Origin of the sequence: Neorhizobium turbinariae (assembly GCF_023223505.1) — a bacterium.
Taxonomy (GTDB): Bacteria; Pseudomonadota; Alphaproteobacteria; order Rhizobiales; family Rhizobiaceae; genus Neorhizobium; species Neorhizobium turbinariae.
Genome location: NZ_JALPRY010000025.1, coordinates 1 through 20017, shown reverse-complemented (window position 1 = coordinate 20017; position 20017 = coordinate 1). Strand labels below are relative to the sequence as shown.

The following is a 20017-nucleotide window of genomic DNA, read 5'->3' as shown; positions in this document are numbered from 1 at the left end:
ATGATCTCCGCTGTTCTCGACAACAGACGGTTCCGAAGCTGGGGCGGGCAGATTCTTCTGCTGGGCGGCTTTGCCGCCCTCCTCTTCTGGCTTGTGAGCAACACCGTCACAAATCTCGATGCCCGCGGGATCAGGGTGGGATTTGATTTCCTGTGGCGCCAGGCCAATTTTCCGATCTCCGAAAGCGTTCTGCCTTACGATCCCTCCGACACCTTCCTCTGGGCCTATGTCACAGGCGTCGGTAACACGCTGGCAATATCCATCCTTGCCATCTTTCTAGCGACGGCGCTCGGCTTGCTCGTCGGACTGGCGCGACGATCGAAGCACCCGCTGACATCCGGTGTCGCCGGCGTGTTTGTGACAACCATGCGCAACATGCCGCTGATCGTCCACCTGCTGTTCTGGTACGCGCTTGCAACCACTGCGCTGCCGGCGCCGCGAGAGGCTTATAATCCCCTGCCCGGCGTCTTCCTGTCGTTAAGAGGTTTTTACATCCCCGCCGTTGAGCTGGACGCCGCTGCCTGGAGCGCGGTCTGCGTCGTCGTCGTTGTGACTCTGGCAGCTTGGCGTCTGCGTCATCACATGATCGGATCAGGCCGATGGCCTGACCACTATCCCGTCATTGCTTTCTTGGCGCTAATTGTCGTCGTCGCAGCCGGAGCCGCCTTTCTTCTACAGCCAAACGGGACGCTTAGCTTTCCCGAGATGAAGGGCTTCAACTTCGCGGGCGGGATGCGGCTTTCTCCGGAATTCGCAGCACTTATGCTGGGCCTCGTGATCTACACCTCCGCCTTCATCGGAGAGATCATTCGCGGCGGGATTGACTCGGTCCCTCTCGGGCAGTGGGAGGCTGGACGCGCAATTGGACTGTCGGAGCGGCACACGCTCACCAAAATTATCATCCCGCAAGCGCTGCGGATCATCGTTCCTCCGATGACCTCGCAGTACCTGTCGACCGTGAAGAATACGACCCTCGCTCTCGCCGTCGGCTATCCAGAGCTCGGCCTCGTCGTGGGAACGGTCATCAACCAGACTGGTCAGGCAATCGAGAGCATCGCGCTGCTGCTCGGCATCTTCCTGACTATCAGCATCGCGGTATCCCTGTTCATGAACTGGTATAATGCGCATGTCGCATTGGTGGAGGCACGATGACCCTGTTCGATGCAGCCCCGACGACGGCCTACATCGCGCCGTCCGCTCCCCCAAAGCGACAGCGCAAGCCGATCCTGCACCTCTTCTTCGGCGATCTGGTGGCGTCGGTCCTGACCGTCACCACCGGGTTCCTGCTGCTCCTGATGATCCCCGCCTTGAACTGGGCTGTCCTGGACGCGATCTGGGCTACCGATGACCCGTCTACCTGCCGCGACGGCGGTGCCTGCTGGGCATTCATTGCAGCGAAGTTCCGCTTCATCATCTTTGGCGTCTATCCGCCGGAGGAGCAGTGGCGGCCGCTTCTAGTCATAGGACTTATCCTTGCGATGATCCTTGCCTCCTTATCCCCCAGACTCTGGGGCCAAAGGCTCATCGCTGCCTGGATTGCGTCCATTGCCGTCATGCTTGCGTTGATGTGGGGCGGCGTGTTCGGACTGACGCCGGTACCGACCTCGAGCTGGGGCGGACTGCCGGTGACGCTTCTGCTTGCATTGCTGTCGCTCGGCCTCGGCTTTCCATTCGCCGTCTTTCTGGCGCTCGGGAGGCGCTCGATCTTGCCGATCCCGCGCCTGTTGTCCCTGATGACGATCGAGCTCGTTCGCGGCCTGCCGCTGGTAGGGCTGCTGTTCGTCGCATCCATCCTGTTGCCACTGCTGCTCCCGGCAGGCTGGTCTATCGACAAGCTCGGTCGCACGCTCGCGGCATTGACGGTCTTTGCCGCAGCCTATCTGGCGGAGGTTATCCGCGGCGGCCTACAGGGCGTACCTGCCGGCCAGATCGAAGCAGCGAACGCTTTGGGCATACCGGCTTGGAAGGCCATATGGCACATCGTTCTCCCGCAGGCGCTTCAGAAGGTTATCCCGCCCCTGACCAATACGGCCATCGTCATGGTCAAGAACACAAGTCTCGTCCTGATTGTCGGCGTCTTCGACATGCTGAGCGCTAGCCGCGTTGCCGCCACGGACCCGGTGTGGCCTGCACCTTACGTGGAGAGCTACCTCTTCGTCGCCTCGATCTACTTCCTGATCTGCTTCGGCATATCGAACTACAGTCGCTGGCTCGAAGCCCGCGTTCAATCCCGGAGCTACCGATGACAACGAATGACTTGAATGCGATTGAAGTGGCTTCGCTAGACAAGTGGTACGGCAGCTTTCACGTGCTGAAAAACATCGACCTTTGCGTCTCGTCGGGAGAGCGGATCGTCGTCTGCGGCCCATCAGGCTCCGGGAAATCAACACTCATCCGCTGCATCAACCGGCTGGAGGAACACCAGCGGGGCAGCATCACGGTCAATGGGATCGCCCTCGGTGACAGCGTGAAGAACCTGGATGCCATCCGGCGCGATGTTGGAATGGTATTCCAGCACTTCAACCTCTTCCCGCACCTGACCGTGAAGGAGAACTGTGCGCTACCGCAGATGCTGTCACGAAATACGCCCCGGCGCGACGCAGAAGAGCGTGCCATGAGCTTCCTTTCGAAGGTCCGCATCCCGGAACAGGCAGAGAAATATCCAGGCCAGTTGTCAGGGGGACAACAGCAGCGGGTCGCAATCGCCCGTGCCCTCTGCATGACACCAAAGATCATGCTGTTCGATGAACCGACGTCGGCGCTCGACCCGGAAATGGTCAAAGAGGTCCTCGACACGATGGTGGTGTTGGCCGAAGACGGAATGACCATGATCGTGGTGACGCATGAGATGGGTTTTGCAAAAAGGGTGGCGGATCGCGTCGTCTTCATGGAAAGCGGCGAGATCGTCGAGATCGGCAAGCCCGATGTCATCTTCGAGGCGCCTACGCAGGAAAGAACCCAGAACTTCCTGCAAAATATCATGCATTGACGCAGCCAGGAGCCGTGTCTGGCGAGCGCTGCAAAGAAGCGCCAGGATAGTTTCGCGAGGGTGTGCGCGAGAGGTTGATCGCCAAACCTTCTGCGGATATGAGAGCTACAGTATCGCCTCGCAGGAAGATCGATGATCAGGCGTTCGGGCTTTGACCGGCAGTCCATGGTCCGCATGCTTTGCGCACTTGCACTGCTGCTTGTCGGCTTTGCGCACAAGCCGCCGGTCCTTGACGGATACGGGATCCCGCTAGCTGAGATTGCGCAGTATACACTCCCCGACGGCACGCTACCGCATCTCTGCCTCCCCTCAGAAGACGGCAAGTTGCACCATCATGGACACGACGCCTCCACCAGTTGCGAAGCCTGCCGGCTAGCCGCCTCTGCGCTGCTGCCGGTGCCGGGGGATACGATCGGCAAGCCGATCCTGCTACAGATCGCCCACCTTGCGCCGCCGCGCGAGGACCAGTTCCACCGGCAGCTCTTTCCCAGTAACGCCCTTCCCCGCGGACCTCCCTCGGCCTGACGGCTTAATCGTCGCCGCTATCGCAGCAACGATCCCTGTGCAGAAGATATCGGCCTGGAGCCAGTGTCTCGATGCACCTTCATCCTTTTGAAACTCGCCATCTGCGGCAGGAAGCGTACAGCGCGCCTGCGGCAGAACGCGATCCTAGTTTCGCATTCATTCGTCCAAGGGGACAACAATGACACTCACCACAGACGCTTCATCCGCATCAGCTTCCCAGAAATCCCTTTCCAGGGCCTTCTACACGACCGCCTGGCGTTGGCACTTCTACGCCGGGCTCTATGTCGCGCCATTTCTCATCATGCTCGCCGTTACCGGACTCATCATGCTCTGGTCCTCCATGCTCGTCGGACGCGACGGCGAAAAATCTTTTTCGGTGGAACCGGCGGGTCAGACAGTCGCCGTGTCGGCGCAGGCGGACGCGGCGCTCTCGGCCGTTCCCGGCAGCGCGCTCGTCCAGTACATCGTTCCGCGGACGGAGGAACAGCCGGCTGTCTTCCGTGTCGATGCCGATGGGCAGTCGACCATGGTGGCCGTCGACCCCTACCGCGGAACCGTGCTCGGCACCTGGGAGCGGCGAGATTCGCTCTACGATCTTGCCAACCTCATCCACGGAACGCTGCTAATCGGCACCGTCGGCGATCGAATGATCGAGATTGCCGCCGGCTTCGGTATCGTGCTGGTCGTCACCGGTGCCTACCTGTGGTGGCCGCGCGACGGTCGCCGCTTCGCGAGATCTCTGGCGCCGCAACTTTCCGGCGGCGGCCGGCAGGTGTGGAAATCGCTTCATCAGACAGTCGGGATCTATTCAGCCCTGCTGCTTGTCGTCTTCCTCCTCTCAGGTCTCTCCTGGGCCGGTGTCTGGGGCGAGAAGATGACCCAGGCTTGGAGCACCTTTCCGGCGGAGAAGTGGGACAATGTTCCGCTTTCCGATGTGACGCATGCCAGCATGAACCATGGCGGCGTTAAGGACGTGCCCTGGGCGCTCGAGCAGACGCCGATGCCGGCGTCCGATCCCCATGCCGCGCATCATGGCCATGCCATGCCTGCCAGCAGCGGCCCAGGCGATGTTGATGGGATCATCGCGAAGGCCCGGTTGCTCGGCTTCGATGGGCGTTTCCAGCTCTCGTTCCCGAAGGGCGAGACCGGCGTGTGGACGATCGCGCGCGACACGATGAGCAATGACAGCGCCGATCCGCTGTCGGACCGGACGGTTCATATCGACCAGTATACCGGTCAGGTCCTCGCCGATGTCGGCTTCTCCGACTACAGCGCGGCGGGCAAGGCCATGGCCCTCGGCGTCGCCTTCCATGAGGGCGACATCGGCGGCGGGTGGAATGTCGCACTCAACACCGTCTTCTGCCTCTCCGTCATCTTCTTGTCGGTGAGCGGCATTGTCATGTGGTGGAAGCGCAGACCGGCCGGCGCCAACCGCCTCCTCGCACCGGCCTATCCAGTTAAGATGCCGCTCTGGAAGACCGGGGCGATCGTAATGATCGCGGTGTCGCTGGTCTTTCCGCTGACCGGACTCGTGCTCGTCAGCGTGCTGCTGCTCGACATGTTCGTGCTCCGGCGCGTCCGGACGCTGAAGCGGGCACTGAGCTGAAGGCATAGGAGGTCATCACGGTCCTAAAGAGGGTACGCCCTTCCGGGCGTACCCTCTTCGGGGTGGAGGAGGAATGTTGCAAGCAGAGTCTCCTCAAAGGCGGGGCACCTCTTCAAGGCGCCAGACGTTCCCGGTGAACCTCCGCCCCACCATTTGGAAAATCCTTGGCCACATCCGCCAGGGTAACGCCAGCGAATCTCTTTCGCAGAAGGTCCTCCGCCTCGCGAAAAACATCCTTGAGCGTCGCGTTGACCGCCTGCTCGATAAGGCAACCCGGCATGTCATAGGCCGGTCCGACCGCAAAGATGGAGGGTTCTCCAACTGCGCGGTAGATGTCGAGAAGCGTGAGCTCCTCAAGAGGACGGGCGAGCGTCCAGCCGCCGCCATGCCCCTTCACGGACACCACGTAGCCCTCCTCGCGCAGCCCCGCCATGGTGCGTCGGATCACCACCGGGTTGGCGTCGAGCATCTTCGCAATCATCTCGGACGTCATCGCGCCATCGTGCTGCCCTATGTGGATCAAGACGTGCAGCATGCGCGAAAGCCGACTGTCTTGCCTCATCAATTGCTCCCTTCTTACATTCAGCCACCGGTTCTAGCAGATGGCAGGTCATGACACAAACGAAGTATCATGATCGTTGACATTGCCGTTTCATGCCACCTATGATGTTGCGAAAGAAGGAGAGCTTCATGTCCGACACCATCCACGACGTCATTATTATCGGGGGCAGCTATGCCGGCCTGTCAGCGGCCCTTCAACTCGGACGCGCTCGGCGCAGGGTGCTGATCATTGACGAGGGGCTCAGGCGCAATCGCTTTGCCTCCCATTCACACGGCTTTCTGACGCAGGACGGGAATGATCCCGCGGTGATTGCTGCCGAAGCACGCGCGCAGGTCATGAACTATCCGACGGTCTCCTGGGTGTCCGGCAGAGCTGATCACGTGGAGCAAATCAGGCGCGACAAGACAGAAGGCGTCTCCTTTGAAGTCACTGTCGGAGAAACCCGTCACCATTCGCACCGACTGGTCCTTGCTCTGGGGGTGACCGACGTCCTCCCCGACATCGACGGGTTGAAGGAACGCTGGGGCAAAAGCGTGTTTCACTGCCCCTACTGCCATGGCTATGAGCTGAACCAGGGAAAGATTGGAGTGATTGCCGGCTCCGAGCTGTCGATGCATCACGCCCTGATGCTGCCCGACTGGGGACCGACAACGCTCCTCCTCAACGAGGCTTTCCAGCCGGATGCAGATCAGCTCGCAGCGCTCTCAGCGCGCGGCGTCACCATTGAGCGAACGCCGGTGCGAGGCATTAGGGAGCGCGCCGATGTCGAGCTTGCCGATGGTCAAACCCTGTCGTTCTCGGGCCTGTTCGCCCTTGCACCATTCAAGATCGGCAGCTCCATCCCGCAGCAGCTCGGTCTGGAGCTGGAAGAGGGACCACTTGGTTCCACCATCAAGACGGACGCGATGAAGGAGAGCAGTATGCGTGGCGTCTTCGCTTGCGGGGATGCTGCGCGTCCGATGGCTTCGGTTGCTCTCGCTGTGGGGGATGGAAACCTCGCGGGCGCTGCTGCTCACCGTTCTCTACTGTTTGGCGAGCTTGTCCCTTGATGGTTGAACGGAATATCTGGAGCTATCTACACTCTGCCGGACAAGTGATCTGTAGGATCATAAGACAGCCCAAAGGTGCCGAAGCCTCCAGGTCTTGAGCGGATTTGAACGGCCGACCCGACATCACTTCGGATGCATGCAGGCAGATAAACGAGCCAGATCAAGAATCTTGTTTAGTTGGAATCTCCGGAAGGGGGCCGTAAGACGACATTGCTTGATTAATTTTCGACGTCAGCTCTTCGGCCAAACACTCCATCCTATCCTGAAGATTGTTCCAGTTGTCACGGACTTCGCCAAGATACGCTCGCCTTGCATAACTGAGTGTCAAGGCGCTTCGGTCGCTCAGTCGGGGCATTGCCCAACTGGCGCCTTCGTCCTTGCTGACGAAGGTGCCGTTTTCGGCGGTGTGCCAAATCCGTGCCAGCGTCAACAGAACGTTGCGAGTATCCTCGCGTATGCCTCCCAGCAACTCAGGGAGCAGCTCGCGCATAGCATGTCGAACATCGGTCACGGGAATCACGGGCAGAAGCCTATCTCTATCCTGTCCAAATAGGGTAATCGCTTCTTGTTGAGCTTGGGCGAGAACCAGCGTGAATTCGGCGCTTTGCGCTGACATGGGCGTCTCGCCTGCCTCAAAGGCATCGCGAAGCCACTCACCAAATATGAATTCGGCTCGGGCTGGGAAAAGACCTGCGGCCAGGTCAGGGCGGGTGAAAACCGTAACTTCGAGACAGCGCAGCCCGCCCGGCTTTGGAGGATGGCGGCCGGAAAGCTTGAGAAGCGACGAAAGCAGATTGGCTCTTTCTCTCTGGGTCATACGACGGTCAACCATGGCAAGCAGATCGATATCGCTTTGGGGCCGAAGTCCTCCGGATACCGCCGAACCGTACAGATAGACCGCGCACAGGCAATCTGCGAGACAATCTTGCAACGCCGCCAATGCCACCGGAACTTGCTTAGATTGGTCCAGCACTGTCGGTATATCACCTCCGTCTCGGCGTAGCTGGTATATCAAGACGCGTGACCGCGACTGGCGCAGAGCAGCCTTCGCCTTGATGGGATCTGAACCTCGGCCTCGTAAAGTGCTCGGAATGTCGTCTAAGTCTATGTGTTTGGCTACTTGAGCCATAATGACTGAACTTGCGAATTAGGATGCCTGCTGGGAGTGGCTACAGATCTAAACCCACATGGCGATCTATCGAGTCACTTGCAGCTCCACATGTGGCGGCATGCCCTCAGGGCCGCGCAGCCCGTGTTGGCGGTTCGCTCCCTTCAGGAAGTGGAGACTGATACGCTTGACCTTTCCTTCGCGAGATCAGTTCCTGCTTCGCACGGGCTAACAACTCCGAATCGCTGGCAGCTCGGGCGCCAGTTGCGGCCATGACCTTGGCGGCCGTAACCATTGCCTTGTGGGCCGCGGGCAACTTCGCCTGCGTCACAGCCTGCCAGGCGTGGAACGGCGTGCCTATGGCAGCTGTTGCGGTCAGGCACTGGGCCGTAGGCACAACCCAGCTGACATCACCGACATCCGTGGATCCGAACAGCAAGCCAGGTCTGTCAGGCAGAGGCAGCAGATCGTCGTGCAAGGATTTCGCATAATCTTCCGGCCCGCCAAACGCTTCCGCGCTGGCGCGGACGTCTTCGTCGGTCAGGGCGGCGGCGCGCAGCCGGTCGGCAAAGTCGAAATCCGCCGCATCGAAATCAGGAGCGCCAAGCTGCGCGAACTCACGATGCATTGCCTCTTCCAATGCCCGGTTGGGCAGAATGTTGGAGGTGGCACGGTCGAAGATCATCTCGACCTTGGTTTCCGTCATCAGCGCCGCGCCTTCAGCAATCTTGCGCACACGCTCGAATAGGCTGCGGACATCGCTCAGCTTGGGCGCGCGGATGAGGTAGAGACCTTCGGCGGAGGCCTGCACAACATTCGGCGAAATGCCGCCCGACTGGGTGATCGCGTAGTGCACTCGGGCATCGGAAGGCATGTGCTCGCGCATGTAGTTGATGCCGACATTCATCAGTTCGACGGCGTCGAGCGCGCTCCGGCCGACCTGCGGGCTCATCGCGGCATGTGCCGCACGGCCACTGAAGCGGAAATAGGCTTGGATGTTGGCGAGCGTGGAGGACGACATCACCGCGTTGTAGACGCACGGATGCCAGCAGAAAGCAGCGTCCAAGTCATCGAAGGCGCCGGCGCGGGCCATGTAGGTCTTTCCGGAGCCACCTTCTTCTGCCGGGCATCCGTAATAACGGACGCGTGCCTTGATCCCGGCCTCGGCAAGCGCGTCCCGCAAAGTGACCGCCGCCAGAAGCGAGGCCGCGCCGAGAAGGTTGTGATGGCAGCCATGGCCATTCGCGCCGGGCTCAGCCTCTCGCTGTTCCGTGATGCCGGCGACCTGCGACAGCCCGGCGAGCGCATCGAATTCACCGAGGAAGCCGATGGTGATGTCGCCCTCCCCGGCTTCCGCCATGAATGCCGTCTTGATGCCGGCGATGTCGCGGGTCACGCGAAAGCCTTCAGCCTCCATTGCCGCGATATGCTCTTCGACGGAGCGAAACTCTTCGAAGCGTAGTTCCGGCATGCCCCATACGCGGTCGCTGAGATCGATGAAGGCGGAAGCCTTGGTATCTGCGCAGCGCGATATGTGGTCGGCATCGAGAACGTCATTGCGCCCTGCCGCGGCGGCCTTGTCTTCCTGCATATCGCTCATTCCTCGATCAGTGTCAGATGTTGGCGCCCGCACAGGCGAGCAGTACGGCGAGCCCGACGGACATGCCGGGAAGAGACTTGTCCGGATCCACGTCCGTCCATTCCGTCAGCGAATGCGCGTCGCCGCCCTCGCCGCCCCATGAGAGGGTAACAGCCGGAATGCCAAGGCTCATGGCCACGTTGGCGTCGGTCGAAAACGAGCCGAAGACCGGCGACAGGCCGATCGCCTCGATCACCGCAGCCGCGCATTCGGTCAGTTCGCCGTGCGCGGTAACGCCGGCGGGCCGGTCACCGATTACTACGATCTCGACGGCAATCGCTCCCTTCTCGATGGATCGGCTGTCGTTTTCGACATGACAGGATTGCAACACGATATCGCGGAAGCGCGTTTCGAGGTCGGCGAGTTCGGGCGCGGAATTGGAGCGAAGATCCACCATCAGCGAAACTTGCGCCGGGATCGCATTCACGGAATTTCCACCCTTGATCACAGTGGAGCTGCAGGTCGTTTTCGGATCGTCAGGCAAGGAGAGACGTCCCAGCTCGACCACCGAACGCGCCGCCGCGATCATCGGGTTGACGATGCCGTGGTCGGCGAAGCTGTGGCCACCAGGCCCCCGGAACGTCACGTGATACCGCTTCGATCCAGTGCCGCCGGAAACGACCGTGTTCGAGGGTGTCGGCCCATCTAAGCAGATCAGGGCAGCGATGCGATTACGATAGGCACTTTCCGCAAAGAAATGCCGCATGCCGCGCAGGTCGCCCTCGCCCTCCTCGCCGACGCTGGCGAGCACAAGAATATCGTCGCGGGTCGTGATCCCGGCGGCATCGAGCGCCCGGAGATAAGCGAGAATGGTGGCCAGACCGCGCGTGTTGTCGCCCACGCCCGGCGCGGCAAGCCTGTAGCCTTCGCGCCGAACCGTTACGTCCGTGCCTTCGGGAAACACCGTGTCGAGATGCGCGGAGATGGCAATCACTCGCTCTCCGCTTCCATCGCCGCGACGAATGCCGGTGATGTTGCCAATCGCGTCGGCCTTGACGTCCGAAAGGCCGGCGGCTTCCAGCATGCTCCGATAAGCCTGGCCGCGGCGCTCTTCCTTGAATGGAGGAGCGGGAATTTCGGTGAGCGCGATCAGTTCGCCGACAAAGCGATCATGGGTCTGCGCCAAAGCATTGGTGACGGTTCTGAAAGGCATGCTTGCCAGAAGCGCCCGGACTGCAGTTTCTCCAGCCGGTACATGAGTTTTCAGTTTTGACATGTTCAGGCTGCTTCGTTGAGATGACAGGCCGAAAGGCGGCCGGCGCCGATCGCTTTCAGTTCGGGCATGTTCTGCCTGCAGCGGTCCATCGCGCTCGGGCAGCGCGGGTGGAACGGACAGCCGGGCGGCGGGTCGAGCGGCGACGGCAGTTCGCCCTGGATCGGCTTGTAGTCCCGCTCCCCAGCCTCCAGCACCGGCAGTTGCTCCAGAAGCAGCCGGGTATAGGGATGGTTCGGGCTGGAAAACAGTTCGACCGTCGGGGCGATCTCCACGACGCGCCCGAGATACATGATCACCACCCGGTCCGAGATGTGCTCGACGACGCCGAGATTGTGCGAGATGAAGAGGTAGGTAAGTTCCAGCTCTTCGCGCAGGTCCATGAACAGGTTGAGCACCTGCGCCTGGATTGAAACGTCGAGCGCCGCTACCGCTTCATCGCAGATGATCAGCGACGGCTTGACCGCCAGTGCGCGTGCAATGCCGATACGCTGCCGCTGGCCGCCGGAAAACTGGTGCGGATAGCGATTGACGTATGCGCCGGAGAGCCCGACCTTCTCCATCAGGTCGATGACATAGGCGCGCTGTTCCGCCTTGCCGATCAACCCATGGGCCACCGGGGCTTCGCCGATGATATCCAGCACGCGCATGCGCGGATTGAGCGAAGCGAACGGGTCTTGGAAGATCATTTGGACGCTGAGCGAGAAATCACGTCGTTGTTCCGGCGTCATCGTCGACGTGGATACGCCCTTGTAGCTGATAGTGCCGGCCGTGGCTCCGCTGATGCCGGCGATCATCCGCGCCACCGTGGACTTGCCGCAGCCGGATTCGCCGACGATGCCGACGACCTCGCCCTTGCCCACCGCAAGATCGATGCCGGCGACCGCACGAACCTCGATCTTACGAACCTTGGCACCGAAAAGATTGGCGATATGGCCCGCTACCCCGACCGGTTTGGTGAAGGTCTTCGCGAGGGACTGCAGTTCAAGCATCGGCGATGGCGCGTTCTTGTTCGTGATCATGTCCTGTCTCATCGGGCTGGGTTCCAGCAACGCACCGAACGACCACCGGAAACAAGCGTCGGTTCGGGAGCGACCAGACATTCCGATGTCGCCTTCTCGCACCGCTCGCGGAAGGCACAGCCCTGCGGCAGGTTGAGGAGCGACGGCGTCATGCCCTTGATCTGGTGCAGCCTGCGGCCGCGCGTGGCATGGGAGGGAACGGAATCGATCAGCCCCTTGGTGTAAGGGTGCAGAGGTCGCTCGATGACATCGGCTGTCTTGCCCGTCTCGACGATACGGCCGGCATACATGACCGCGATCCGGTCGGCGAGACCTGCAACCACGGCCAGATCGTGGGTGATCCAGATAAGCGCCGTCCCGGTCTCGCGGCAGAGCTTCTTCACCTCGTGGATGATCTGCCCCTGGATCGAGACGTCGAGCGCCGTGGTCGGCTCGTCCGCGATGATCAGTTTCGGCCTGTTGATCAGCGCAATCGCGATGGCGATACGCTGCCGCATGCCGCCGGAAAGCTCGTAAGGATAGGCCTTCAGCCGTTCGTCCGGAGACGGAATGCCGACTTGAACCAGCACATCGCGCGCCCGCTTTCTGGCTTCCGCCGTGCCGACATTTTCATGCGCCTGCACGGTCTCGATCATCTGCGTGTCGATGCGCAGGACCGGATTGAGCGTCATCGATGGGTCCTGGAAGATCATCGCGATGTCGTTGCCGCGCAACTGCCGGCGCGCTTCTTCGCCCATCGAGAGGAGGTCGCGGCCGTCATAGGTGATGCTCCCGTCGGCGATGCGGCCGGGCGGGTCGATGAGTCCCAGGATGGAGAAGCCGGTGATCGACTTGCCGGAGCCGGACTCGCCGACAAGGCCGAGAACTTCCCCGCGGCCAAGTTCCATATCGACGCCGTCGACTGCTTTCACGATACCGGCGCGGGTCGTAAAATGCGTCGTCAGGCCCCGGATCGAAAGCAGCGGCTCACGCTCCGCTACAGTCGCTGCTTTCATGGTGGTCACATCCATCACTGGGCATTCCTCGGGTTCAGAACGTCGCGAAGATGATCGCCGACGAGGTTGATGCCGATGATGGCGAGCGCAAGCGCGATGCCGGGGAAGACCGAGATCCAGTAATGGCCGGAAAGCATGAACTCGAAGCCGTTGGCGATCAGCATGCCGAGCGACGGCTGGGTAACCGGAACGCCGACCCCGAGGAAGGAAAGCGTCGCTTCGAGCGCGATCGCATGCGCGAGGTCGATAGTCGCGATGACGATCAGCGGCGGCAGACAGTTCGGCAGGAGATGCCGGAAAATGATCCGTCGCCAACCGAGCGAGAGACAGCGGGCTGCCAGAATGTACTCGCGATTGCGCTCGACGAGCGCGGTACCCCTCGCGGTGCGGGCAAAATACGCCCATTGCACGATGATCAGCGCAATGATGACCTTGTCCAGACCCTGCCCCAGGATGGACAGCATGATCAGCGCCACGAGGATCGCCGGGAAGGAAAGCTGGATATCGACGATGCGCATCAGAAGCGCGTCGAGCCAGCCGCCGAAATAGGCCGCACACAGGCCGACGGTTGCGCCGACAAGCAGCGATACCGAGACCGAGACGAAGGCCACGAGCAAGCTGGTGCGCATGCCGTAGAGTACGGCCGAGAGCACGTCACGCGCCTGACTGTCGGTTCCGAGCCAGTAGGTGATACCGCTCATTTCGGCGACGCTGCCGGGCGGCATCTGGGAGTCCAGGATGTCGAGGGCGGCGATATCATAAGGGTTCTGAGGCGCAATCCATGGGGCCATCACGGCCGGTATCGCGAGGAGAAGCATCAGGACGAGGCCAGCGAGTGCCAAGCGGCTTTCGGCAAACCGCGCCAGGAGGCGGCGGAAAGCCGCCTCTTCTGCAGGAGCCGTCTGGGAAACTGTCATAGGCGTGCTCATCAGTCGCGTACCTTTTCCCGCGCACTCGGGTCGATGGCCATGTATAGGATGTCGATCACGAGGTTCAGGATGACGAGGAACAAGACCATCATGATGAGGTAGGCGACGACGACAGGCCGATCGAGAGTGATGATCGAGTCGATCAGGAGCTTGCCCATGCCTGGCCAGGAGAAGACGCTTTCCGTTACCACCGCAAAGGCGATTGCTTGGCCGAATTCGAGGCCGGCGACGGTAACGATCGGTATCAGGATGTTCTTCAGCAGATGGACGTTCAAGATCCGCGACGGGCGCAGACCCTTGGCACGAGCGAACTTGATATAGTCCATCGGCAGGACTTCTCGGGTGGCCGCGCGGGTGACACGGATGATCAATGCGGCCTTGGCGATGCCGAGCGTCAGGGCCGGCAGTGCAAGGTGCTGCCACCCGTCAAGGGTGAGGATGCTGAGCGACACGCCGCCGACACTGACCGTCTCTCCGCGTGCCGATGCCGGCAGGATGCCGAGATAAACGGCAAATAGCATGATCAGCATCAGGCCGATCCAGAAGTTCGGCAGGCTGAAGCCGAGGATGGAGCCGGTCATGATCGCCTTGCTGGAGGGCGTTTTTGGATGAAGCCCGGCAAGGATGCCCAGAGGTACGCCGACGGCGAGAGCAAATGTCATCGCGACGACCACAAGCTCGACGGTCGCCGGCATGCGCTCGACGATCAGTTGCAGTGCCGGCTGGCCGGTCAGGAAGCTGCGGCCGAAATCGCCATGCGCTGCATTGCCGAGAAAAGTCAGGTACTGGAACCAAATGGACTGATCGAGGCCCAGCGCCTGGCGCAATGCCTGACGTTCGATCTCCGTCGCCTCCGGGCTGACGAGCATCGAAGTCGGGTCGCCGATCAGATAGAGGCCGACGAAGACAAGCACGGACATGACGAGAATCACGCCGATGGCCTGAAGCAGCCGGTTGATGATGAAAACGGGCACCTGCCTGTCCTTCTATTCCTGGTTTCCGCCCGCCAGCCCGAAGCCGGCGGGCGGAAAATGGCATCACTTCACCGAGGTCACGTCCTGCGGCAGCGTGTACTGATCGGCGCGGGCGGCATAGGTCAGGCCCTTGCGCAGCGCCCAGACCGGCACTTCGAAATGAATCGGAATGATACCGTAGTCGGACAGCACCATGTCGTCAGCCTTCTGGAGCAGCTCCTCGCGCGCCTTGTCGTCCATCGTGGCGGACGCCTTGTCTAGCAGGGCATCGAGCTCCGGGTTCGAATAGCGTCCGCCGTTCGAAGTGCCGGAACCCTTGGAGGGTTCGCGCGTACCGACCAGCGACCGAAGCGTGGTGGACATCTCACCCGTCGAATTGCCCCATGCCGCGAGGTAGGCGCTGTATTCGAAGTTGTCCCGGCTCTTGAAGAAGACAGGCGATGCAGCGGCCGCAACCTCGACCTTGACGCCGGCGCGCGCCCACATGGCGGCGATGGTCTGCGTGACGCGTACATCGTTGACATAACGGCCGCTCGGCGTGCCGATCGTAATCTGGAAGCCGTTGGGATATCCGGCTTCGGCCAGCAACGCCTTTGCCTTGGCGGTATCGACGGCGGGCGCGACCTGGCGTTCCTTGACGGCGCCGAACATCGGCTCCGGTAGCAGGTCGCCGGTGGCGACTGCCACGCCGCCCATGACGCGTTCAGCGATCGCCTTGCGATCGATCGCCAGCGAAAGAGCTTGGCGCACCCGCTTGTCCATCAGCGGGTTCTTGTTGCCCAGGCCGGGAATGCCCGGGCTCGGCTCGCCCTTCTGGTCGAGCGCGATATAGACGATGCGGGTGCCCGGCGCCTGGGCCACCGAAAGCTTGGCATTGCTCTTGAACTGCTCGAGATCCGTGGTGGGCGGATCTTCCATCATGTCGATGTCACCCGACAGGAGCGCGGCCGCACGGGCGGCGGGATTAGTCATCGGGCGGTAGATCACCTTGTCCCATTCCGCCGATTTACCCCAATAATTTGGGTTGCGCTCCAAAACCAGATCGGCACCCTTCTGCCAGGAGACGAACTTGAATGGGCCGGTGCCGACAAGTCCTTCGCCGCGGTTGAGTTCGACGGTTGTCTTTCCTTCTGGTGCCGAACCGGAGGCCGCGGTCTTCGACATGATCGGCAGATTGGCAAGGTCGGTGATCAGCAGTGGATAAGGCTGCTTGGTGGTGATGCGCACGGTATGGGCATCGACAGCCTCGACCTTGGCAATCTGGCGGGTGAACAGCGTGAAGGCTGTCGGGCTGTTCGGAACCTTCGGGATCCGATCGAATGTGAATGCGACGTCCTCCGCAGTCAGTGGCGAACCGTCGGAGAACTTCGTGTCTTTGCGCAGCGCGAATTCCCACACGGTGTCGCTCGTGGCCTTCCAGCTTTCCGCAAGGGCAGGCTGCGGCACAAGCTTCGAATCCATCATCACGAGCGGATCGAACATCGCAAAGGTGACCTGCATGTTCGGGACGAGAACGTGGAACTGGGGGTCGAGCGAGGACGGCTCCGATTTAACGCCGACCTTGAGATCGGCTGCCGATAGAGGCAGCGCACCCAATAGGATCAGGGCAGCCGACGCGGCCAGCCGGGTTTTGACGAAATTCATAATTTCACTCCAATTTTTGTCTTCGCTTATGTGCTTTTTTCGAAGACGTTCCCTTGTTGACCGATTGGTCCGAACGTACCAATTAATGAACCCGAAGATTCCTTTCGACCGATGCCATGACGTCGCCGACGTCATGTGCGCGCCCAAGCGAACGCGCGAGCTGAAAAAGCGGCTCGGCTACGGCCTCATGGCCGCTCCAGGCGCAGCAGGTCCGGAATTTCGCGAGCAGATCGCCATCGCTCAGCGGATTCTCCGGCGATCCCTTCGGATGGCTCACCGAGGCTTCCATGACCTTTCCGTTCTTCAGGTAGATCCTTACGCTCGCCTCGAAATTCCCGCCGTCAACCATCATGGCGTTATCGTAGGCAATCAGGCGGATCCGGGGCAGCCAGGCTGCAATCCGCTCATCACGCACGCTTGTCGCAGTGAAATGAGAAAGTCCGACGCTGCCATCGACCAGCATCCGCGCCATGCAATAGGTGCCACTGAAACGGGCTTCCAACTCGTCGGCGGGACAGTCGAAACGAAGGTTGCGTCTTGCCATTTCCGGCAGCGACGTCTCGATCCGGTCGATCGCCTCCAACGAGAGGCCAGGCTCCCTGAGCAGAATCTCCAATGCGTCGATGCTGCGATGTACAGCCCCACAGCACGGAAAGCGTTTTGCGAGCAGGCCACTCGTCTCGATTTCCAGTGTCTCTCCTAGCCCCGCTAACATGATCTCAGGAGCGGCATTGCCTGCGCCGGTCAGTGCTGCGAAACCCCAATCCCCGACAAGCGGATCGTCGTTGCCGCCGATGCCCGCCATAGCGAAGCGCGCCGCAAGAACCGCATTCTTGGCTGCAAGTCCGGCATGGATCGGCTTCATCATTGATCCGAATTGCAGCTTTGAGCCGCCGGCCATGCTGGTTGAGGCGCTCATGGCGGCTAGGATGTGGGCGGGAGAACCGCCTAGCAGCCGGGCACATGCGCCCGCCGTTCCGATAGCGCCGATGGTGGAGGTGGAGTGCCAACCTCGCTGATAGTGCGCGGGCTGCATAAGCCGGCCGATACGGCCCTGCAGCTCCAATCCAACGATGAAGGCGTCCAGGAGGGACGGACCATCAACCTGCCGGTCATCGACCAGCGCGAGAAGTCCAGGAGCCAGAACGGCCGTCGCATGGGTGAAAGCGGGGGCAAAATTATCGTCGAAATCCAGCGCATGCGCCGCCGTGCCATTGATCAACGCAGCCCAGGGAGCGGCAAACCGATGCGGTGCGCCGAACGCAAGCGACGCCCCCTCGCCACATCCGGTCAATGAATTTACGACGGAAGCGGTCGAGGCATCGCGGATGCCGGCGATCATGGTCGCGAGAATATCCACCAGCCCATCTTCAGCGCGACGGCAAGCAACCGGGCTGAAACCGGATGCGTTGGCAGCCCATTCGCACAGGATGCGGAATGCCGGACTGGATTCACTGCCCATGTCTTGGGCTCTCACTGCCGTGGTTACCTTCATCGTCGTTCCCATCCGGCTTTGCTGCCGTGTTGTTGGGTGCGATGATGGTCAAAGGCAAGGGATCGGGCAAGAAACTAACTCGCCATTCATTATGAAAAAAAGTTATGTTATGAGACGTTCGACGAGCCAAATCCCGACCATACGGCCCGGTTGACCTCTCCTTTATAACAGGAGGGCATTCTCGAAGTGGGTAGCCAGAATGTCGGACTGGAGCAGTCAATGGACCTGAGGCAGTTGAGGAACTTGGTGCTCGTAGCGCGTTATTCCAGCTTCGGTGTTGCTGCGGAAAGGCTGAATGTCACGCAGCCGGCACTGAGCAAGAGCATTCGTGCACTGGAAGAGTCGGTCGGCGTACGGCTTCTCGACCGTGGCCCCTGGGGCGTCAGGCCGACAGATTACGGACAACGGCTGATCGAATATGGCGAAATCGTCCTGTCCCTTACCGATGAGGCGCGCAATGAACTGGACGCGATGCGCGGCGCCAAGCGCGGCCGGCTCCGTGTAGGGGCTGTCACCACCGCGATGCGTGAGATCGTACCGACAGCCATCAAGCGATTTCTAGCCGCCCAACCAGACGTCGATATTTCTTTGAACGAGGAATTGAGCTCCGCGCTCTATTCGGCATTGCTCAATGGCGCAATCGACATCGCTGTCATGAGCCGCCCCCGTGAAATCTCGGAGGAGATCGAATTTCACAACCTGCTCGAAATTCCCGTCGACATCGTCGCTGACCGCGATCATGAGCTTGTGAGCTTGTCCAAGGTCAGCCTTGCCGACCTCACCGAATATCGCTGGGTGATCCCGGCGCGACCAGAGCCCGACCGTTTGGCGCTCGAGGCGATGTTTGCAGCGGCACAACTTCCGCGCCCCTTGGCTGTCTGCGAAACCACGTCGTCCACGTTCCAGATGTCGATGATCGCCAGCTCGAAGTGGCTCAGCTACCTCACCCGCACGAGCGTGTTCGTACAGGGGCGCGACGCACAGTTCGCAGCCCTGAAGCTCGATAGCCGCACCTGGACCCGCAGCATCGGCATAGCATATCGCCGGCGTAGCGTACTAAGGCCGGTGGTGATATCTTTCGTGAGAGAACTGGAAGCGCTCTGCTCTAGTTCAATCGACAGGTCTCGCAGCTCTTGATGAGAATGGAACCTAAGACCTCGCTTGGCCGTCCGGGTTCGATCTGAAGCGGCTATCTCGTCTGAGGCTTCTCGACAAAGCTCATGTCCTCGCAACATGAAACAGCTATGGTAAGAGCAGACGGAATGGATAGGATTGCCGTTAGCACCTCATTCACCTCAATCGCAGCGCCGGCGTCGAGCTTCCGAGCCATCTGCGTTACCGTCCCACCGATCAGGATGACACCAAGGATTAGCTCATGATGGAGCATGTGACCCAGTGGCTGGAGGAAGCCGCACAGGTCAGGTCGTACAAACATATGCACGAGCTCGCGACGATGGCGCTGGATCTAAATCTCAGCTTCTATTGAAGTCGTTGCCTCGATGCTGGCTCAGCACCTGACGGTTGTGATCAACAAGCCAGTTGCGGATGCAGATTATCTGAGGCAAGCAAGAGGCTTGTTCAACGAACTGCAGCGCGCGCTCCAAACGCATGGGGCTGTGGCGTTGTCCGGAGCCAACCTGCCAGTCGATCCAATCGCGCCTGTCGCTTTGGCTTCAGGCGACTACGCCATGATGCAGCAAAGAGCATGAAAGCTCGATGCGTGCAGCTGGCGCGCAGACTGCTGAAAGGCAATTCCCTATGGAGTTGAACGCTGATGAAGTTCTTTTGGCATATCTGCGCATCCTCGGCGTCGCGGCACTCGTCATCTATGGCTACGCTTGGGTTGAGCGGGCATCGAAGCGAAGGATCACCAAGGGCTTGCTGATCGGCCTCCTACTCGGAGCTGGCGCGGTTGTCTCCATGCACGATCCAATGGAGCTTTTGCCAGGCGTATTTTACGATGGGCGATCGATACTTCTTGTCCTGGCGCCACTCTAGGGCGGCCCAGTTGGCACGGTCGTGGCTGCCTTCATAATGACGGTCTATCGCCTCGTAATTGGCGGGATCGGTGCGAGCGGCGGCGTAGTCGGCATTTGGGCTGTTGCCTTGGCAGGTTTTGGCGTCAACTTGATCCCGAGAACGCGCTTGGGCACTGGCTGGCGCCGGTCACTTCTTCTCAGGCTCGCAACAATACCATCTTCAATCGTTGTCAATGCCGTGTGAATTTTCCCCAGAAGTGCCGAAGTAAAATTCCCCACTTATGCCGA

18 protein-coding genes are annotated in these 20017 nt (G+C 60.7%); 8 read left to right on the top strand and 10 right to left on the bottom strand.

Translation table 11 applies throughout. The annotated features are described in order from the left end of the window. From M0654_RS19985 to M0654_RS19965, 5 genes are all read left to right on the top strand, one after another. Nucleotides 1-1152, top strand: a complete 1152-nt coding sequence (locus tag M0654_RS19985; protein WP_248684582.1) for an amino acid ABC transporter permease — start codon at nucleotides 1-3, stop codon at nucleotides 1150-1152. Beyond that, nucleotides 1149-2246 carry an amino acid ABC transporter permease gene (locus M0654_RS19980; RefSeq protein WP_248684581.1) on the top strand — a complete coding sequence of 366 codons (1098 nt, stop codon included), beginning with the start codon at nucleotides 1149-1151 and terminating at the stop codon, nucleotides 2244-2246. The genes M0654_RS19985 and M0654_RS19980 overlap by 4 nt, the downstream gene beginning before the upstream one ends. Beyond that, nucleotides 2243-2989, top strand: a complete 747-nt coding sequence (locus M0654_RS19975) for an amino acid ABC transporter ATP-binding protein (protein WP_248684580.1) — start codon at nucleotides 2243-2245, stop codon at nucleotides 2987-2989. Before M0654_RS19980 ends, M0654_RS19975 begins: the two co-directional genes overlap by 4 nt. Before the next feature lie 132 nt (nucleotides 2990-3121). Further along, on the top strand, nucleotides 3122-3514 hold the full coding sequence (locus M0654_RS19970; protein ID WP_248684579.1) for a hypothetical protein: 393 nt from the start codon (nucleotides 3122-3124) through the stop codon (nucleotides 3512-3514). 178 nt (nucleotides 3515-3692) lie between these two features. Beyond that, a complete protein-coding gene (locus M0654_RS19965; protein WP_248684578.1) occupies nucleotides 3693-5120 on the top strand; it encodes a PepSY-associated TM helix domain-containing protein in 1428 nt (475 codons plus the stop codon). A 112-nt stretch (nucleotides 5121-5232) separates the two neighbouring features. Here M0654_RS19965 and M0654_RS19960 read toward each other — a convergent pair whose 3' ends face one another. Next, nucleotides 5233-5682 carry an Rrf2 family transcriptional regulator gene (locus tag M0654_RS19960; RefSeq protein ID WP_248684577.1) on the bottom strand — a complete coding sequence of 150 codons (450 nt, stop codon included), beginning with the start codon at nucleotides 5680-5682 and terminating at the stop codon, nucleotides 5233-5235. A gap of 128 nt (nucleotides 5683-5810) precedes the next feature. Here M0654_RS19960 and M0654_RS19955 point away from each other — a divergent pair, with 128 nt between their 5' ends. After that, a complete protein-coding gene (locus M0654_RS19955; RefSeq protein ID WP_248684576.1) occupies nucleotides 5811-6731 on the top strand; it encodes an NAD(P)/FAD-dependent oxidoreductase in 921 nt (306 codons plus the stop codon). Between the two features lie 160 nt (nucleotides 6732-6891). Here M0654_RS19955 and M0654_RS19950 read toward each other — a convergent pair whose 3' ends face one another. The 9 genes from M0654_RS19950 to M0654_RS19910 form a co-directional block, all read right to left on the bottom strand. Continuing rightward, nucleotides 6892-7704: an aminoglycoside adenylyltransferase family protein gene (locus M0654_RS19950; RefSeq protein ID WP_248684575.1), complete on the bottom strand. Its 813-nt coding sequence runs from the start codon at nucleotides 7702-7704 to the stop codon at nucleotides 6892-6894. Nucleotides 7705-7966: 262 nt separating this feature from the next. Next, entirely contained in the window at nucleotides 7967-9430 is a 1464-nt protein-coding gene (locus M0654_RS19945; RefSeq protein ID WP_248684574.1) for an amidohydrolase, read from the bottom strand. Between the two features lie 22 nt (nucleotides 9431-9452). Next, on the bottom strand, nucleotides 9453-10631 hold the full coding sequence (locus M0654_RS19940) for a M20/M25/M40 family metallo-hydrolase (protein ID WP_248684573.1): 1179 nt from the start codon (nucleotides 10629-10631) through the stop codon (nucleotides 9453-9455). A 65-nt stretch (nucleotides 10632-10696) separates the two neighbouring features. After that, nucleotides 10697-11713, bottom strand: a complete 1017-nt coding sequence (locus tag M0654_RS19935; RefSeq protein WP_248684572.1) for an ABC transporter ATP-binding protein — start codon at nucleotides 11711-11713, stop codon at nucleotides 10697-10699. 8 nt (nucleotides 11714-11721) lie between these two features. After that, the gene (locus M0654_RS19930; RefSeq protein ID WP_248684571.1) at nucleotides 11722-12723 is read right to left on the bottom strand and encodes an ABC transporter ATP-binding protein; all 1002 of its coding nucleotides are present in this window, start codon (nucleotides 12721-12723) and stop codon (nucleotides 11722-11724) included. After that, a complete protein-coding gene (locus M0654_RS19925) occupies nucleotides 12723-13625 on the bottom strand; it encodes an ABC transporter permease (protein ID WP_248684570.1) in 903 nt (300 codons plus the stop codon). The genes M0654_RS19930 and M0654_RS19925 overlap by 1 nt, the downstream gene beginning before the upstream one ends. Nucleotides 13626-13636: 11 nt before the next feature. Further along, nucleotides 13637-14611, bottom strand: coding sequence for an ABC transporter permease (locus tag M0654_RS19920; RefSeq protein WP_248684569.1), 975 nt, complete (start codon nucleotides 14609-14611; stop codon nucleotides 13637-13639). 63 nt (nucleotides 14612-14674) lie between these two features. Next, nucleotides 14675-16255 carry an ABC transporter substrate-binding protein gene (locus M0654_RS19915; protein ID WP_248684568.1) on the bottom strand — a complete coding sequence of 527 codons (1581 nt, stop codon included), beginning with the start codon at nucleotides 16253-16255 and terminating at the stop codon, nucleotides 14675-14677. Between the two features lie 82 nt (nucleotides 16256-16337). Next, nucleotides 16338-17717, bottom strand: a complete 1380-nt coding sequence (locus M0654_RS19910) for an MmgE/PrpD family protein (protein ID WP_248684567.1) — start codon at nucleotides 17715-17717, stop codon at nucleotides 16338-16340. 219 nt (nucleotides 17718-17936) lie between these two features. Here M0654_RS19910 and M0654_RS19905 point away from each other — a divergent pair, with 219 nt between their 5' ends. Both M0654_RS19905 and M0654_RS19900 read left to right on the top strand, forming a co-directional pair. Next, entirely contained in the window at nucleotides 17937-18887 is a 951-nt protein-coding gene (locus tag M0654_RS19905) for a LysR family transcriptional regulator (RefSeq protein WP_248684566.1), read from the top strand. Between the two features lie 621 nt (nucleotides 18888-19508). Then, a complete protein-coding gene (locus tag M0654_RS19900) occupies nucleotides 19509-19748 on the top strand; it encodes a hypothetical protein (RefSeq protein ID WP_248684565.1) in 240 nt (79 codons plus the stop codon). Nucleotides 19749-20017: the final 269 nt, after the last annotated feature.

What these genes read in the sequence shown, in the direction of transcription:
- M0654_RS19925 (WP_248684570.1), bottom strand. Translation starts at nt 13,625, where the DNA reads ATGACAGTTTCCCAGACGGCTCCTGCAGAAGAGGCGGCTTTCCGCCGC.
- M0654_RS19975 (WP_248684580.1), top strand. Translation starts at nt 2,243, where the DNA reads ATGACAACGAATGACTTGAATGCGATTGAAGTGGCTTCGCTAGACAAG.
- M0654_RS19930 (WP_248684571.1), bottom strand. Translation starts at nt 12,723, where the DNA reads ATGGATGTGACCACCATGAAAGCAGCGACTGTAGCGGAGCGTGAGCCG.
- M0654_RS19985 (WP_248684582.1), top strand. Translation starts at nt 1, where the DNA reads ATGATCTCCGCTGTTCTCGACAACAGACGGTTCCGAAGCTGGGGCGGG.
- M0654_RS19940 (WP_248684573.1), bottom strand. Translation starts at nt 10,631, where the DNA reads ATGCCTTTCAGAACCGTCACCAATGCTTTGGCGCAGACCCATGATCGC.
- M0654_RS19960 (WP_248684577.1), bottom strand. Translation starts at nt 5,682, where the DNA reads ATGAGGCAAGACAGTCGGCTTTCGCGCATGCTGCACGTCTTGATCCAC.
- M0654_RS19935 (WP_248684572.1), bottom strand. Translation starts at nt 11,713, where the DNA reads ATGATCACGAACAAGAACGCGCCATCGCCGATGCTTGAACTGCAGTCC.
- M0654_RS19945 (WP_248684574.1), bottom strand. Translation starts at nt 9,430, where the DNA reads ATGCAGGAAGACAAGGCCGCCGCGGCAGGGCGCAATGACGTTCTCGAT.
- M0654_RS19965 (WP_248684578.1), top strand. Translation starts at nt 3,693, where the DNA reads ATGACACTCACCACAGACGCTTCATCCGCATCAGCTTCCCAGAAATCC.
- M0654_RS19900 (WP_248684565.1), top strand. Translation starts at nt 19,509, where the DNA reads ATGGAGTTGAACGCTGATGAAGTTCTTTTGGCATATCTGCGCATCCTC.
- M0654_RS19980 (WP_248684581.1), top strand. Translation starts at nt 1,149, where the DNA reads ATGACCCTGTTCGATGCAGCCCCGACGACGGCCTACATCGCGCCGTCC.
- M0654_RS19970 (WP_248684579.1), top strand. Translation starts at nt 3,122, where the DNA reads ATGATCAGGCGTTCGGGCTTTGACCGGCAGTCCATGGTCCGCATGCTT.
- M0654_RS19955 (WP_248684576.1), top strand. Translation starts at nt 5,811, where the DNA reads ATGTCCGACACCATCCACGACGTCATTATTATCGGGGGCAGCTATGCC.
- M0654_RS19910 (WP_248684567.1), bottom strand. Translation starts at nt 17,717, where the DNA reads ATGGGCAGTGAATCCAGTCCGGCATTCCGCATCCTGTGCGAATGGGCT.
- M0654_RS19915 (WP_248684568.1), bottom strand. Translation starts at nt 16,255, where the DNA reads ATGAATTTCGTCAAAACCCGGCTGGCCGCGTCGGCTGCCCTGATCCTA.